General features: G+C 34.7%; 14 protein-coding genes. 4 read left to right on the top strand and 10 right to left on the bottom strand.

Going from position 1 to position 14475, the window contains the following annotated elements:
- Positions 1 to 50: 50 nt before the first annotated feature.
- Together NMG63_RS06480 and NMG63_RS06485 are read right to left on the bottom strand one after the other, a co-directional pair.
- Entirely contained in the window at positions 51 to 1055 is a 1005-nt protein-coding gene (locus NMG63_RS06480; RefSeq protein ID WP_003775152.1) for a sensor histidine kinase, read from the bottom strand.
- The gene (locus tag NMG63_RS06485) at positions 1045 to 1719 is read right to left on the bottom strand and encodes a response regulator transcription factor (protein ID WP_254006722.1); all 675 of its coding nucleotides are present in this window, start codon (positions 1717 to 1719) and stop codon (positions 1045 to 1047) included. Before NMG63_RS06485 ends, NMG63_RS06480 begins: the two co-directional genes overlap by 11 nt.
- A gap of 102 nt (positions 1720 to 1821) precedes the next feature.
- Between NMG63_RS06485 and NMG63_RS06490 the strand changes: the two genes are divergently transcribed.
- On the top strand, positions 1822 to 2613 hold the full coding sequence (locus tag NMG63_RS06490; RefSeq protein WP_003775147.1) for a CorA family divalent cation transporter: 792 nt from the start codon (positions 1822 to 1824) through the stop codon (positions 2611 to 2613).
- On the opposite strand, the gene NMG63_RS06495 is transcribed toward NMG63_RS06490, so the two are convergent.
- A complete protein-coding gene (locus tag NMG63_RS06495) occupies positions 2610 to 3197 on the bottom strand; it encodes a LexA family protein (protein ID WP_238000445.1) in 588 nt (195 codons plus the stop codon). The genes NMG63_RS06490 and NMG63_RS06495 overlap by 4 nt on opposite strands.
- A 124-nt stretch (positions 3198 to 3321) precedes the next feature.
- Here NMG63_RS06495 and dinB point away from each other — a divergent pair, with 124 nt between their 5' ends.
- Entirely contained in the window at positions 3322 to 4542 is a 1221-nt protein-coding gene (gene dinB, locus NMG63_RS06500; RefSeq protein ID WP_013853161.1) for a DNA polymerase IV, read from the top strand.
- A 100-nt stretch (positions 4543 to 4642) separates the two neighbouring features.
- Positions 4643 to 5796 (top strand): IS3-like element ISErh1 family transposase gene (locus NMG63_RS06505; RefSeq protein ID WP_110899853.1). Its coding sequence is split into 2 segments (ribosomal slippage): positions 4643 to 4916 and positions 4916 to 5796, totalling 1155 coding nucleotides; the frame shifts between segments, so codons are not numbered across the junction.
- A 55-nt stretch (positions 5797 to 5851) separates the two neighbouring features.
- Here the strand turns inward: NMG63_RS06505 and NMG63_RS06510 are convergent.
- On the bottom strand, positions 5852 to 7099 hold the full coding sequence (locus NMG63_RS06510) for a sensor histidine kinase (RefSeq protein ID WP_238000444.1): 1248 nt from the start codon (positions 7097 to 7099) through the stop codon (positions 5852 to 5854).
- 94 nt (positions 7100 to 7193) lie between these two features.
- On the bottom strand, positions 7194 to 7922 hold the full coding sequence (locus NMG63_RS06515) for a LytR/AlgR family response regulator transcription factor (protein ID WP_003775139.1): 729 nt from the start codon (positions 7920 to 7922) through the stop codon (positions 7194 to 7196).
- Positions 7923 to 8138: 216 nt separating this feature from the next.
- Here NMG63_RS06515 and NMG63_RS06520 point away from each other — a divergent pair, with 216 nt between their 5' ends.
- Entirely contained in the window at positions 8139 to 8477 is a 339-nt protein-coding gene (locus tag NMG63_RS06520; RefSeq protein WP_254006723.1) for a hypothetical protein, read from the top strand.
- Between the two features lie 51 nt (positions 8478 to 8528).
- Here the strand turns inward: NMG63_RS06520 and dcm are convergent, their stop codons facing one another.
- The 5 genes from dcm to NMG63_RS06545 are packed head-to-tail and all read right to left on the bottom strand — an operon-like array spanning position 8529 to position 14473.
- Entirely contained in the window at positions 8529 to 9779 is a 1251-nt protein-coding gene (gene dcm / locus NMG63_RS06525; RefSeq protein WP_238000442.1) for a DNA (cytosine-5-)-methyltransferase, read from the bottom strand.
- 18 nt (positions 9780 to 9797) lie between these two features.
- Positions 9798 to 10700, bottom strand: a complete 903-nt coding sequence (locus NMG63_RS06530) for a PD-(D/E)XK motif protein (RefSeq protein ID WP_254006724.1) — start codon at positions 10698 to 10700, stop codon at positions 9798 to 9800.
- A 13-nt stretch (positions 10701 to 10713) separates the two neighbouring features.
- On the bottom strand, positions 10714 to 11394 hold the full coding sequence (locus tag NMG63_RS06535) for a DUF6339 family protein (protein ID WP_254006725.1): 681 nt from the start codon (positions 11392 to 11394) through the stop codon (positions 10714 to 10716).
- A 14-nt stretch (positions 11395 to 11408) separates the two neighbouring features.
- Positions 11409 to 12356 carry a hypothetical protein gene (locus NMG63_RS06540; RefSeq protein ID WP_254006726.1) on the bottom strand — a complete coding sequence of 316 codons (948 nt, stop codon included), beginning with the start codon at positions 12354 to 12356 and terminating at the stop codon, positions 11409 to 11411.
- On the bottom strand, positions 12356 to 14473 hold the full coding sequence (locus NMG63_RS06545) for a hypothetical protein (protein ID WP_238000560.1): 2118 nt from the start codon (positions 14471 to 14473) through the stop codon (positions 12356 to 12358). Before NMG63_RS06545 ends, NMG63_RS06540 begins: the two co-directional genes overlap by 1 nt.
- Positions 14474 to 14475: the final 2 nt, after the last annotated feature.

Raw genomic sequence — 14475 nt, forward strand, 5'->3', positions numbered from 1 at the left:
ACTTACTTTTATTATAGTGTATTTGGACAAAAAAAACCTCGATCTCGAGGTTACTTAAACATCATTTGTGATTTTGGAAATACAAAGGTTACACAGGTTCCCTCATGACTCTCAATTTTAACGTCCAAATTGAGTTTACGGCTTAAGGTTTTCACAAGATACAAGCCCATACCTGTCGCTTGTTTATTTTGACGTCCACGCTCACCAGTAAACCCGCGCTCAAAGACACGTTCTAAATCTCCTACAGGTATTCCTGGACCATTATCACAGATTATAAGTGATATTGAATGTTCTTGGATTGAAGTTGTAACATGAACAATGCCTTCGCCCTCATCCACATACTTTAAGGAATTAGAAAGCACTTGTTTTATCATAAACTCAAGCCACTTCGGATCACTATAAACATTTGCTTCGGTTACATCCAATTCAATTTGTATCTTTCGTTGAATAAAAATGGGTGCGAGTTCTTTAATCACATTACGAATGTGTGTATTTAAATTGAGCGCTTGAATCATATAATCTTTTTCAAGTGAACTTGATCGTGCATAAAAGAGCACCTGTTCAAGGTAATTTTCAACATGACTCATTTCACGCATCAACAAATTCATCTCCGCACTTGAATGGTTCGAAGCAATTAACTTTGCACCGGCCAAGGGCGTTTTAACTTCATGGATCCAAAGTTCAATATATTCTTTGTAGTCTTCTTGACGACGCTTATAATCACTGACACGATCAGCCATCGACTTATTCACTTCTTCCATCACTTCAATCCAAAGCGTCGCGTCCAAAAAACAACCCTCAGGAATCATTTCCGTCAAAAGATACTTTTGGTCCAAACCTTCCAAATTCATCAACAGTTCATCATAAAATCGTTTTCGGCGTGAAAACTCTACCACCAATACCACAACCAACACCAAGCCCAGTAGAAACATAACAATCCCAACAATTTCATGTTGAACACCCACTGCTGTTAGGAAAAACAAAACAACCACTTCCAAAACCCCAACAAGAATCAGAAGATATGCTTTATCCGCCAAAAAATCTTTAGTTTTCATGAATTGTATATCCCATCCCACGCTTTGTCTCGATAAAGTCCACAATTCCAATTTCCTCAAGTTTCTTGCGTAATCGATTAATATTTACTGTCAAGGTATTATCATCCACAAACCAATCCGTATTCCATAGGTACTGCATTAGATCTTGACGTGAAACAATACTCCCCTTATTCGCAATCAAATATGAAAGAATTCGTAATTCATTTTTCGTAAGTTCTTGTTCTTGTCCCATATAGCGTACCATTCCACGGGGTGTATCCAACTCTACACCCCTAAGCACAGTTACTGCGTTATCATTTTTTTCATAAGCACGTCGTAAAACAGATTGTAATCGTGCCAATAGGATTTGTAAATTATATGGTTTGGTAATAAAATCGTCCGCTCCTAAGTTCATCGACATAAGTTCATCCATCGTACTGTTTCGACTTGTTACGACAATAATCGGAACGGCACTGATTTTACGGATTTCTTTTGCAAGATAGTGACCTTCAACTTTTGGAAGTGATAAATCCAAAAGCACACAATCAGCCACCTCTTGTTTAAACGTTTCCATAACGTTTTTAAAATCAGTAATGAGGGTTGTCTCATATCCGTTCTTTTTTAAGAAACTGCTCAATTCATTACGAATCGTATCGTTATCTTCAATGATCATGATTTTATACATACACTGCCTCCAATTAAATCTATTATACACGAATCTTGTTTAAGGTTTTCTTAATTTGAACTTCTCCACTCATGGTATAATACACATAAAGGAGGATTCACCATGAATCTTATAATCTATCAAGACGCTCACACACTTTCGCTCCCTGAATACATCCGTCAATCCTTAACGGATAAAGCAGAGCTTGCACATATACGACTCCTTAATGGTAATTTCTATATTATTCTTAACTATCCCAGTTCACCCGAGAACATTCAACCCATCTGTATTGAACAAATCGGTTTGGACTTTAATCTCTATTGTCATGAGTCCGTCTCTTTTTCGTCGGATGTTCGAAATACTTCCTTAACGGACCTTCTCTTGCATACGCTTAAAAACTACGAAGTCATGGTCCAAGTTATTAACGCCAAACTTTCTGAATATGAAGAGTCGATGGAGAATCTTGTTACGAAAGCAAACATTAAAGCACTTTTTAGCTTAAGTCGTAAGTTAATCCGATATCAAACAGCGATTAATGCTATTGGTGATGTTACTAACTATATCGTCGAAGCAAAACCCGAAGCCCTTTGGCTATCTGAACTTTCTTCTGAATACACAAACATCCGAATTGAAGTCAATCAATTAGTTCAAAATATCGAGATGTATCAACAAATTATTAACTCTATTGTTGATGTATCGGAATCACTTTTTTCAAATCGTTTAAATAAAATTATGCAAACACTCACATCAATTACGCTTGTACTCTCAGTACCAACATTCATCACAAGTTTTTATGGCATGAACATCGACTTACCATTTCAAGATCACCCGCATGCTCTATTAATTGTTTTTATGTTTAGTTTTTTCTTAACTCTTGGGGTAGTCATATTCCTGCGTAAAAAAGACTACTTCTAAAAATCGACACGAACATTTAAGACTTTCCCAATCACTTCTACCGGCAACATCAACACTTCTTCTGCATTGTAATATTGCGTGGGATAGTCCGGGTTGGTTGCCTCAAGTATCATCAAATCATCTTTTAAAATAACACGCTTGACCGTCACTTCATCGCCTTGAATTAAAACAACAGCGATGTCACCCGAGACGATGTCTTGCGTTTTTTTTATGAAAATCAAATCACCCTCATAAATACGCGATCCCGTCATGGAATCACCCACAACCTTCAAAAAATAATCCCCTTGATCATACTCCCGTTTTGAAACTTCTTCATAAGCAATAATATCTTGATGGGCTAATAAGTCATACCCTGCTCTTACAACACCGAGAACGGGTTTAAAAAAATGATAAACCAAATAATCCGGAACATTGATTTTAAATAAATCTGACAAGCGTTCTTGCTTCTCTAAAGATATCTTTTTTATAATTCCTGCTTCCCACCGAGACACCGTCGATTTACTTACACCTACTGCATCCCCCACTTCTTCTAACGATAATTCATGCCGTGCTCTAAAAATCGAAACCAATTCTTGTAATGTCATAATCTCACCTCTTAACGTTATTATACGCAAAATGCAATCGCCAAACAACACGAGTGTTATTGTTGCGTAGTTCGATTGATTTACACAATATTTTAACTTATACTGAGTCTATTGAGGTGATTTTATGAAACAACGCTATATTCTACATTGTGATATTGACTACTGTTTTGCGCAAATTGAAATTATGAAAAACCCTTCCTTAGCCGATGTTCCAATGTGTGTTGGTGGTGATGAATCAAAACGACACGGTATCGTCCTAGCACGAAATCCGATAGCAAAGGCCAAGGGTGTGAAAACCGCAGAGACCTTAAATGAAGCTCGACGAAAATGTCCCGGTCTTGTGATTGTCCCTCCTTCATTTGATGACTACCTAACGATAAGTAATCAAGTTAAAGACATTTATCGCGAATATACGGATAAAGTTGAATCGTTTGGAATTGATGAAGCATGGGTTGATATTTCAGACTCTTTATTACTCTTTGGAAAACCGGGGGATATCGCCACCGAAATCCGCAAACGAATTAAAACAGAAATTGGTTTAACCGTCTCAATCGGTATGAGTTTTAATAAGATATTTGCGAAACTTGGATCCGATTTGAATAAACCTGATGGGCTAACGATTCTTATGGAATCTCATGTGAAATCGATGATTTGGCCGCTTCCCGTCCAAGATTTACTCTACGTTGGTCCTAGCACCCAAAAGAGTTTAAATAAAATGGGCATTCGCACCATTGGTGATCTTGCATGTGCGGATGAAAATCAGTTACACACTCATATTGGCAAAATGGGGAGTTTACTAAAGTCTTTTGCGAATGGTGATGATACTTCAGAGGTGAATCCACACACCGACCCTGCCAAATCAGTCGGTAATGGCATGACCACCCCGCAAGACCTTGTCTCAATCGAAGAAGTCCGACGCGTTTTATTTGTACTTGCGGAGTCTGTTTCAAGCCGGTGTCGTAACATTGAGAAAAAGGGAAGTGTCTTACGAATATGCATTCGTAATAACCAGCTTGAAACCCTATCAAGACAAAAGAAACTCAATCAACCTACTAATACGGTCGATCAAATTGTGAATGAATCGCTTTTCCTCATCGAACGCTATTGGGACCAAAAACAGCCTTTACGCAGTATCACCATTACACTTAGTGATCTCGTTTCCACCACCCAACCCATTCAACTATCTCTCTTTGATGAACCAGTATCCGCAATTGATGAAACCTTAGACAGCATTCGAGATCGCTTTGGACATCATGCCATCAAACGAGCCAATGTCCTGCTTCAAAAAAACCTCGAGAAACGAAACCCCAAAGCTCATATCACCAGTTTTGGTCATAACCAATAAAAAACACCTCATCTGGAACTGACCTAGTTCCGTGGGACTAAAGAAAAAAACCTCTTGTATGAGAATTATTGTAAAATAGTTCAATATAGGAGGTTTTTATATGGGAACACGAACTATGCATAGCTATGAGACAAAGATGAAAGTTATAGAAATGAAATTGGCAGGCTACTCAAGCAGGTTTATTCAGACTGAACTTGGAATAAAAAATGTAACACAAGTCAAAACATGGTGGAGATGGTATCGAAATGGTGAACACTATCGATTTTCTCAACCGGTAGGCAAGCAATATACTTTTGGAAAAGGGCCTGAAGGAGACACGGTCGAAGAAACACAAAGACTTAGAATTAAATCTTTGGAGCAACAAATTGAACTATTAAAAAAGTATTTGGAAAGAGAAAGGATGTGGTTCCTGAAATAATCATCAAGCTCGTTGAAGAGTATCGCAACACTGTATCTATTAAAGATATCTTGAATCTTTTTGGGGTACCTAAGTCAACGTATTACCGTTGGACTAAAAAAGAGCAACTAGAGTCTAATAATTATTCTGTCAATGAAGCATTAGTAATTGAACTTTGTAAAGAAAATAAATTTCGTTATGGATATCGAAAAATAACTGCATTAATTCGAAAAGAAAGAATTATCAATAAGAACACTGTTCAAAAAATAATGCAGAAACACCAATGTCAATGCCGTGTTAAGGTCAAACGGTATAGAAAAAACAAAAATCCGAAGATCATTATGCCCAATATCATTAATCGCGACTTTAAATCACTACGTCCTCTAGAGAAATTGGTGACAGATATCACTTACATCCCTTATGGCCATAAGATGCTCTATTTATCAACGATCATGGATTTATATAATGGTGAGATTATTGCGTCTACATTGAGTGACAGACAAAACCTAGAATGTGTGGTTGATACATTAAATCAACTTCCGGATATCGTTCAGCCATGTATTCTTCATTCTGATCAAGGGAGTGTCTATACATCAAAAGAGTATCAACTCAAAGTAAAAAATAAAAGCATTACCATGAGTATGTCCCGTAAGGGGACACCCGCTGATAATGCTCCTATCGAATCGTTTCATGCCTCGCTAAAGTGTGAAACATTCGAATTAAACCCAGAACTAAAGGGTTCTACTGAAATTGTATCACAAACTGTGATAAACTATTTAAAATATTACAATGAAAATCGAATACAAGAAAAGCTAGGATATCAATCTCCCGTAAATTATCGGTTAACTTCATCCTAACTTGGTTTTTTCTTTAGTCCCACGGAACTAGGTCAGTTCCTCTCGAAGTGTTTTTTTATGATTCTACTGGATGTTCTCGAGGGAAATTCATAACAACCTTAAATACATCGTCATCGACTGACCAAGTTGTTACTCCACCTAGTTGTTCAATGGTTTTGCGAACAATTTTAGATCCAAGTCCTCGTGACCCTTTATCCGTTGTTTTGGTGCTCTCCAAATCTTCATGATAAATCCCATCGAAACGATTGGAAATCATGACATCAATCCAATGATCACGAAGTTTCGATTTAACTGTAACGAAACGCTGTTCTTTCGGTAAAAGCAATACTGCTTCATATGCATTCTTAAGGAGATTTGTAAAAATGCGCACGATTTCAAGCTCCGTTAATTTAATCGTTTCATCCCAGTAGAGTGTACATTCAAAGGTAATTCCGTCATTGGTACACGTATTCGCAAATTCCTGCATAATCGCATCCAGTAAACCATAATTCGAATATGTCGGATGAGTCGTTAAACCATCAGACATTTGAACCCCCATCTCATCTAAAATATGAATTGCCGTTTCATAATCATTTTTTCTTAACAAGGTATTGATAGTTGAGAGTGTATTTTTATAATCATGACGAAACTCACGAAACGATTGTGTATAAACTTGATACGACTTATAGTGTTTTACCTGCATATCCAATTGTTTTTGAAGCGCGACAGTTTGTTTTTCATATTCTAGTGCTTCACACGATCTTACGGAATTTGCTACTACAATTGCAGCGACCCCCATAACCACGATACAAGTAAAGAGATACATAAGCGTGAACCATTGATCATTGGCTGTATAACGCCCCCCAAAACTAACAATTGTCAAATAAAAACCCAGGGATAATTTCATAGTCGTCACAAATAAAACTTGATCTGTATTCCGAAATAAAGCCTGAATTCGGGATGTCGTAACAGAAAATTTTTGAAGAATTATAAATAAAACAATCACAAAAATACAAGTAGTTTGAAAGCTGATCAAGTCACTCATCTTTCCCGATGCAATATAACGAATTGGCATACCTGTAATTAACGAATACATACAAAACACAAAAGCGCGTACAGTATAGAAATAGAATACATGCCGAACACTTGCATATGCAGCCATTGTCGTTGATATTTTATAAATAATTTTAAAACTAATAAACATAACTAAAAGCATGAAAAGATAGCTGACGTATGCTTCAAAATCAAAGCGTCGCGAAAAAAGAACTAATATCGAACTTAAAATCATACAAATTGCCAACGAAATATTGCCGTATGATCTCATATCAGCATGGTCTCTCATAAAATATACTGATAAGTAAGTGTAAATGTAGTAGGTAATTGTGGAAGTAATCACTAAAAATAAATACAACATCTCTCTACTCCCAATTGTTTTCTACGAATTTATTGAAACTTTGCTTAACATCACTTTGGTATGCTTTACCAATCGGCAACTCTTCCCCATTTTCAAGACGAAGTGTCTGGTTTTTAAAGAGTACTATATGGTTTAAGTTAACGAGATAAGAACGATGTACACGAACAAAATTCCGATTCGCTAGACGTGTCGTTAAGTGATCCATGGTCTCATAAAAATCAAAATATTCATCGTTATTGAAATGTACACGCATCACACGACGATAAATCTCGAAGTGAGATATGTCTTTAAATGGAATACGTCGTGATTCCGCCCCGAAATTACAATCAAAAAAATCACCCGATCGTTTATCAATTTGTGTCAGTGCTTGTCCTAATACGGTACGAAAACGAGTATCATCCGTATCCTGCTTTATAAGATAATTGAATGAACCCACATCAAAGGCATCAAAAACAAAATCTGATGATGAAGTAAGAAAAATAATCTGCGAATTATAACCCATCCTACGGATTTGCTTTGCAACCTCCACACCATTAATTTCATCCATAAAAACATCTAGAAAAATAATATCTGGTTCTTCATAATGATCCGTTAACTCAAAAATCAAATCCTCACCCCGAGAAAATGAGCTTAGCTCAACTTCCAATCCTCGCGACATCACATATCGCTTAATCAAATATCGATATTTCTCAATGACATCATTATCATCGTCACACAAGACAATACGTACCATACAAGAACCCCCTATTCATTGATTGTATTATAACATGTTGCGTAAAAAGATACACAATTCACTAGGTATACGGTTCATATTCACTATACTTTTACCAGAATTTCATACAAGTTTTATCATCACAAATCCTGCCAAAATTAAACACATATATTTCATAACACATGTGTTTAATTTTCATGTTAATGTGGTATTCTTTCCGAAGAAAGGATGAGGTTTATGAAAAAAAACAATCGAATCGTAGCCCTGTTCTTAATGTTTACTCTATTAATTGGATGTCAGGCTACCCACCAAACCCGAACACTCATCACAGATAAATCATCAATCAACCATCCATTCATCGTTACCTACGTTACGGGTAAATTTTCCGAATATGGATACTCTGTAAATCAAGATGAACAAATTAAAATCTACAAAGACAATGAAGAACAATGGACCTTCACCCAATCAGCTCCCGACAACACCGAAAGCATCATCACCGTAATGTGGGATGGTCAATCCGAGATAGCGGAAACAATTTTTGTGCAAGTAGCGAATAAAGTGGTGTATAAGAGATAGTATAAATCTCTATAATGATTTTAAAGTTTTACAATAAAAAGAGACGTCAATTTAAATTGATGTCTCTTTTTGTTTTAACTTATATATCTTTTGAATTTCAATTATTTGTTTAAATATATCTTCAAGTACATTTACCACTATACTGTTGCCTGCAAGTTTATTCAATTTTTCAACACCATAAAATTCTCTAGATCTGTTAAACATAAAATTATTATCAATCAAGTTTTGGTAGTCTTTCTCATCAAACCCCATTAACATAAAGCATTCCCTAGGTGTTAGATATCTAAAAGGAGTCTTTGCATCTAAACTTTTCGGCAATGAAATTACTCCGGAATTTGGATGTCTATCTTGTTTTGTTGTGATTGTTCTTACATAACTTTGACATACTTTTTGATTTTCTACTAATTTATCATTTGAAATTTCGATTTTTCTTCTTGAAATTGTGTAATTTGGAGTACTTGATAAAGCTTCCTTTCGGTACGCATCTACATTATAATCTGTTCTTAAGAAATTTTTTAAATGTTTCGGTTCGTGATTGACTGACTCTAAATTATTATTTTTAAAATAAATTTCTACTTCTTTTTTAAAGTTCTCGTTTCCGTTATGTAAAACACTAATCATAAATGTTCTTTTTCTTTTCTGAGGAATTCCAAAATTATCTGCTGAGAGATCATAAATTTGGTTAATATATCCCATTTCCTCTAGAAATGTCGTCCATTCTGTAAAATTAGAAATATGACGCTTTGATCGAATATTTGTTACATTCTCCATAAGTAAAAATTTTGGTTTTGATTTCCCAATTTCATCGTATTCTTTGATGATTCGCTCAACTTCCCACAACATACCTGATCTATTATTGGCGTCTCTATCAATTCCCTTAGTGTTGCCATGCCAAGATCCAGATAACGATAAGTCTTGACAAGGAAATGAATAAGTTAGTAAATCGACATTATCAGGTAAATTAATCGCCTTAACATCTGTGATACTAACTAGGTTCTTAGTTCTTTTGATTGCATAATCAATTCGCATTAAAGCGTCTAGTGGATATCTTTTTAAATTACTTTTTTGAAGTGGCTCTTTACCGTTACCACTAATTGTATGAACCGATAATTTTTCTATTAGTTCTTCTTTTGTAACATTTTCATATTCAGATAAATCTTGTGGCCCATTGTGAATGATGTCATATGCGTAAATAGCATTTATATCCCATTCTATCGTAGCAACCACTTCATAATCTGCTCCAATATTACTTAGGGCTTTTGATTGACTGCCAATTCCACTAAATGCTTCAACTACTTTCATTAAAATTCTTCCTCTCAACTACCATATTTCATTTGGTATTCCTACTAAGTCAATAGTATACTCTATTTTTGTTATGTTGTCTGGTATCTTTCCAGAAACAAATGAACTCGGTGTGATAGCCGGGAAAGCTGTATCAACTAAATATCGTTTACCCTCAAGTTTTCGATATTTTATCTTTCGATCTCTACTTCCATGTCTGTATCCCAATTGACTGATTTTTTCTTCATAATCGGATCTACGTCCACCTGCAGTAACGATTAATTCCAATAAATCATCTATAGAATTTCCTTTTGATGACTCTTCAAGTTTGCACATATAAATATATAGTGTTTTATTTGATTGTAATTGAAATTGTCCACTAATTGTTACTGTTTCTGCATATTTGATCAATGTAGTTTTTACATCTAGACTTATTGTTTCAGTTTCAATATCATGAGAATTCATTGAAGGGCCTTGCCAGATAAGATTCTTTTCTTTTGATTCCAACAAGAATAATGCGCAATATAATTCTCCTATTACGTCGTAAACTTTTTTATGTTTGATTGAATTACCTAATAAATCTCTCCATTTTTTCCACCATTCAAAGGGCTCTGTTTGTAATAATATTCTATTTTCTTTATTTTCTCCTGGCTCCAAAAATTGAGCACAAATAATCGCGAACTCATTTCTTAGATGATTAAGCTCTGATGAAAGAATTAATAAATTAATTCTTTCGCCACCATTAATTTGGAATTCACTACTAAAAAGTCTTACATTACTAAATTGTTCATTAATCTCAAGATTGTTTATATTCATGATAGCAACACCATAGTAATTTGACTCTCTAATAGTCCACGATTTTTCGTCTGCTGTTTTTATCGTTCTTAAACCATGTGAAAATTGAGATGCAAAGTTTTCTCGAATTTCATCAACTATTGTCATTTGAATTTCTCCTTTAGTTCGCTTTATCAAAAAGCATATTAACGTATCCTTCGATACCACCTTCATACAAGCCAGGTTCTATCGTTTGGATATATAAAGTGTTTAATGTCATTACTTTTCGAAATAGCCCTTTTTGATTACTATCGCGATGACTTAATTCATATTTATCTCTTCGCAAATCGTACACTCGCATAATCTCTCTATATAAATTTACATCAAACCCTTTTTTTGATGTTCGATCCACAAGTTGGAGAATCTCATCTGTAGTATTTCTTCTTAAAATTTTAGAGGTGTTCTCTACGTCACCTTGCCAGCTTAGATGAATATACCACCAAATAGTCCGTAACCAAAGTCTATTTTTTGTTTTATAAAACCTTACATCATTTTCATATCCCCATCTCATTGCAACAATGTTCGGAATAACTCTAACTTGCAAATCAATCCAAATTTGCTCGTCAGATGCTTCTCTTAATGTCATTCCATTTTCATTTTTTAAAACATCATACAAATACAAACCGAACTGAAGATCTTTCATATATTCTCTATCTGATGGAATCGATAAATAATATTCAGTTAGTTTTTTTCTGAGATTCTCATAATTTCCATCGAGACTTTTCATTTGTACATCACCGTACAATTTCCATTTGTCCATCTCATTTTTTGCTTCTGATTTATTCATTTTCTCAAATATCATTACTTATTCCCCCTCTATCTATCAAATGGTAACCGTTGTCGAACTTCGCTGGACAGAAGATCTAAATCATCGTAATTTTTCAGTCCAAATGTTTTGATAAAATAATTTGCCACATGAGCAACACTTCCTATTTCAAAATAATCATCTGATTTTAAACAACTCGCATATGCGGACTGCGCCACTTTAGTAATGATGATACAAATACTACTTGCCACAATATCATTAATCAGAAATTGATCAAATTTTTTATTGTTTCGGTCTACATATTTATATCCCGGATGATTTTGATTTAGCCTAATTGCAACACTACGGCTAAATGCTTCAGTAACTGGATCATCCCACTGACAATCCACCTGCCATAAAGGTCCTTTAGGATTAGATACAATATATATAGGAAATTCAGAACCATCTCCATCAAGAACTACTTTGACCTCACTAAAACCACCTAAAATAGATCCTATATTGTTTTGTAGGTAGCCACCCCGTTCATCTATTTGATTTGCTGCTCTCTCTATATAGAGAAACGGTTGGAAAACGATGTCTCCTCGAAGTTGTCCAACATCAAAATTGATTTCAATACGGTATTCTTTAGGAATGTTGTCAAAATAATCCATTATTCCCACGCGAACTATTCCTCTTTGCATGGATTCACGAGAATACCATTGTATTGCGAAACCAATTCTTGCTCCACTATTCGCAATACCATTTTGACCAAATAAAGGTCTAGAGTTTTTTATTTCCATCTTCAACTCTACTGTAAGCGACTGACTGTTTATATCCCAAAAAGCATTTTCATCTTCCAAGATTATCAAATTGCTATTAATGGAATCTTCACTAATTTCTATTTTCTTTTTATCATACTTTGTTCGAGCATAAAACTTAATCTCTGAAACTTCATATCCAATAGCATTTATATGATTCTCATTTAGCATTGGGTAGGTTGAAAATATATTTTTTACCACTACTTATCTCCTCCTACCTTAACACACGTAAATTGTAGTATCGGTACAATATTAAAATCAGAAGTATGAACTAAAACAGAACCTCTAATTTGAATGCGACTCGGAACAGACGTTTCTAAAAGTAATCCATATGATTTATCATAATCTGATAAAATTTCTGAAATTCTATAGCGTTCGGTATTAGACTCTTTAAAACCTTTCGGTACATATATTTCTTCTTCTCTACTAATTCTAGAATCTTTATATATCATTTCGGTTTCTAGAATTTCTAAAGGAAATTGGTCATTTGTTATTTTTTCGTATTCGATTGCTTCCAAAATCCCACTCTCTCGAATAGTAGCAATTTTGACCGTAAACGAACGTACTGTTTCTAACGTGTCAATTTCAAAAGGAATTCTAATACCATCTTCACGATACTGTATCCCCTCTTCATTAATATTGAACTGTGGATTTCTTTTTTTTGATTTTACTGCATTCGGTACTTTTATAATTTTCTTAGGAGCGCTTGCTTTTTTACCGAACATACTTGAAGGCAGTAATTTTTCTCCGAATTGCTTACTAAACACAGAGTTTCTATCTTCAAGAATAACTACACTCTCCGTATTTAGTACTTTTCCAATTTTTTTTGAAACATGACTCTTAATTTTACGAGATATTTCCGGGCTTATAGTGCCATAACTTTTATCACCCCATGATGTGTGATCTGCTTCCTCGCTCATGCGCACATATTCTTCTAAACTATTAGGTAAACCTTGATTTATATACTCTTGACGAAACTTGTTTTTTGAGTTCAATACAAAATAACCAATAACATATTCATCGTCATTAGTAGCATCTATTTTCCTTACCCAATCTCCACTTGTTTCATAGGAGACTATCATGCCTGGTTTTCTAGTGTACATAAGCATGGGGGAATTTAGAGGCGAATCATCATTTAGTGTATTTGTTAAAAGGTATATATTAGGATTATTATCTGGAATACCTTGCCCTAGATCTCGACCCGTAACTTTAACAAAAGAAACAGTTCCACAAATTGGGTCGACCAAATAATGATTAACTTTAATTTCTTCCTTATAGTATTTTATTTGATTCGACATTACTAAACTTGGTTTCTTCACGCCCGAAGCATAATTATATAAATCTCTTTGAATCATAAAAAGCGGAAGTATTAATTCATCGACTAACATACAACCATTTATCGAAGCTTCCAAATAACAGCCATCGTATTGTTTATTATTTAATCTAGAAGCATACCAACGTTGTATCGATATTTCTAAATATTCTTCAATGCTGCTCGTCCAATATGGTAAATTTCGAGGTCTTTTTGCAACCTCACTCGTAACTTCTGAATTAATCCCCTGTAAATTTTGTGTAAGTAGATTTTTCGGTTCAACAAAAGGGATAATAATCGCTGTACCCGTTTCATCATTTATATATGGTTTCATACCGAATATTTTTAGAAAATCATGTATTTCATCTCGATCGGTAACGGGAACAGTAGTATTTTCAGATATTTCCTTTCCCCACCAAGCAATTCCTAGTCGTTTACTTTCTTTATAACCCGGAATAATACTTGTCGATGAAGTCTCATCTTCTACCATATTTATAGCCAATCTTTCTTCAAAAAATCCATCACTTACTCTAATCCGACTATAATAAATTACCAAACCAATTCCCAATCTATAATAGGTTGTTTTGCCTAACCCCCAAGATCCACCTGCGCCTTCTTTATTTTGTGCCTTCATTATGTCATAAACTAAAGATATTAAATTTCCCTCATCCATACCATCGGTAAGTTCATTTTGCGACATAGGACCTGTCAATCCTTCTGTATTGTAATCTCTAACAGATAAAAATTTCTTTGTAGTAAATCCAAAGCGCTCATTTAATGCCTTCTCAATTCCCTCTAAATGTTTAGACAATGAATTCGTTACAAAATCACCGACTGTAAAATCTACTAGCACTGACTTTGTATTTCCACTACGTGCGTCTAGACTATTTTGAATTGATTCTCGAACTAGTAAATCTATCCAAGGCATACTGTCGTTTTGAATGATTCTTAATAGAGCCTCTCCGGTAAGAGTGTTTCTTCCCGAACTTTCAATTTCGATATTCATTA

Origin of the sequence: Erysipelothrix amsterdamensis, from assembly GCF_940143175.1 — a bacterium.
GTDB classification, from domain to species: domain Bacteria; phylum Bacillota_I; class Bacilli_A; order Erysipelotrichales; family Erysipelotrichaceae; genus Erysipelothrix; species Erysipelothrix amsterdamensis.

Excerpts from the sequence above, each read along its gene's own strand:
- NMG63_RS06480 (WP_003775152.1), bottom strand. The coding sequence starts at position 1,055 with ATGAAAACTAAAGATTTTTTGGCGGATAAAGCATATCTTCTGATTCTT.
- NMG63_RS06485 (WP_254006722.1), bottom strand. The coding sequence starts at position 1,719 with ATGTATAAAATCATGATCATTGAAGATAACGATACGATTCGTAATGAA.
- NMG63_RS06490 (WP_003775147.1), top strand. The coding sequence starts at position 1,822 with ATGAATCTTATAATCTATCAAGACGCTCACACACTTTCGCTCCCTGAA.
- NMG63_RS06495 (WP_238000445.1), bottom strand. The coding sequence starts at position 3,197 with ATGACATTACAAGAATTGGTTTCGATTTTTAGAGCACGGCATGAATTA.
- dinB (WP_013853161.1), top strand. The coding sequence starts at position 3,322 with ATGAAACAACGCTATATTCTACATTGTGATATTGACTACTGTTTTGCG.
- NMG63_RS06510 (WP_238000444.1), bottom strand. The coding sequence starts at position 7,099 with ATGAGATCATACGGCAATATTTCGTTGGCAATTTGTATGATTTTAAGT.
- NMG63_RS06515 (WP_003775139.1), bottom strand. The coding sequence starts at position 7,922 with ATGGTACGTATTGTCTTGTGTGACGATGATAATGATGTCATTGAGAAA.
- NMG63_RS06520 (WP_254006723.1), top strand. The coding sequence starts at position 8,139 with ATGAAAAAAAACAATCGAATCGTAGCCCTGTTCTTAATGTTTACTCTA.
- dcm (WP_238000442.1), bottom strand. The coding sequence starts at position 9,779 with ATGAAAGTAGTTGAAGCATTTAGTGGAATTGGCAGTCAATCAAAAGCC.
- NMG63_RS06530 (WP_254006724.1), bottom strand. The coding sequence starts at position 10,700 with ATGACAATAGTTGATGAAATTCGAGAAAACTTTGCATCTCAATTTTCA.
- NMG63_RS06535 (WP_254006725.1), bottom strand. The coding sequence starts at position 11,394 with ATGATATTTGAGAAAATGAATAAATCAGAAGCAAAAAATGAGATGGAC.
- NMG63_RS06545 (WP_238000560.1), bottom strand. The coding sequence starts at position 14,473 with ATGAATATCGAAATTGAAAGTTCGGGAAGAAACACTCTTACCGGAGAG.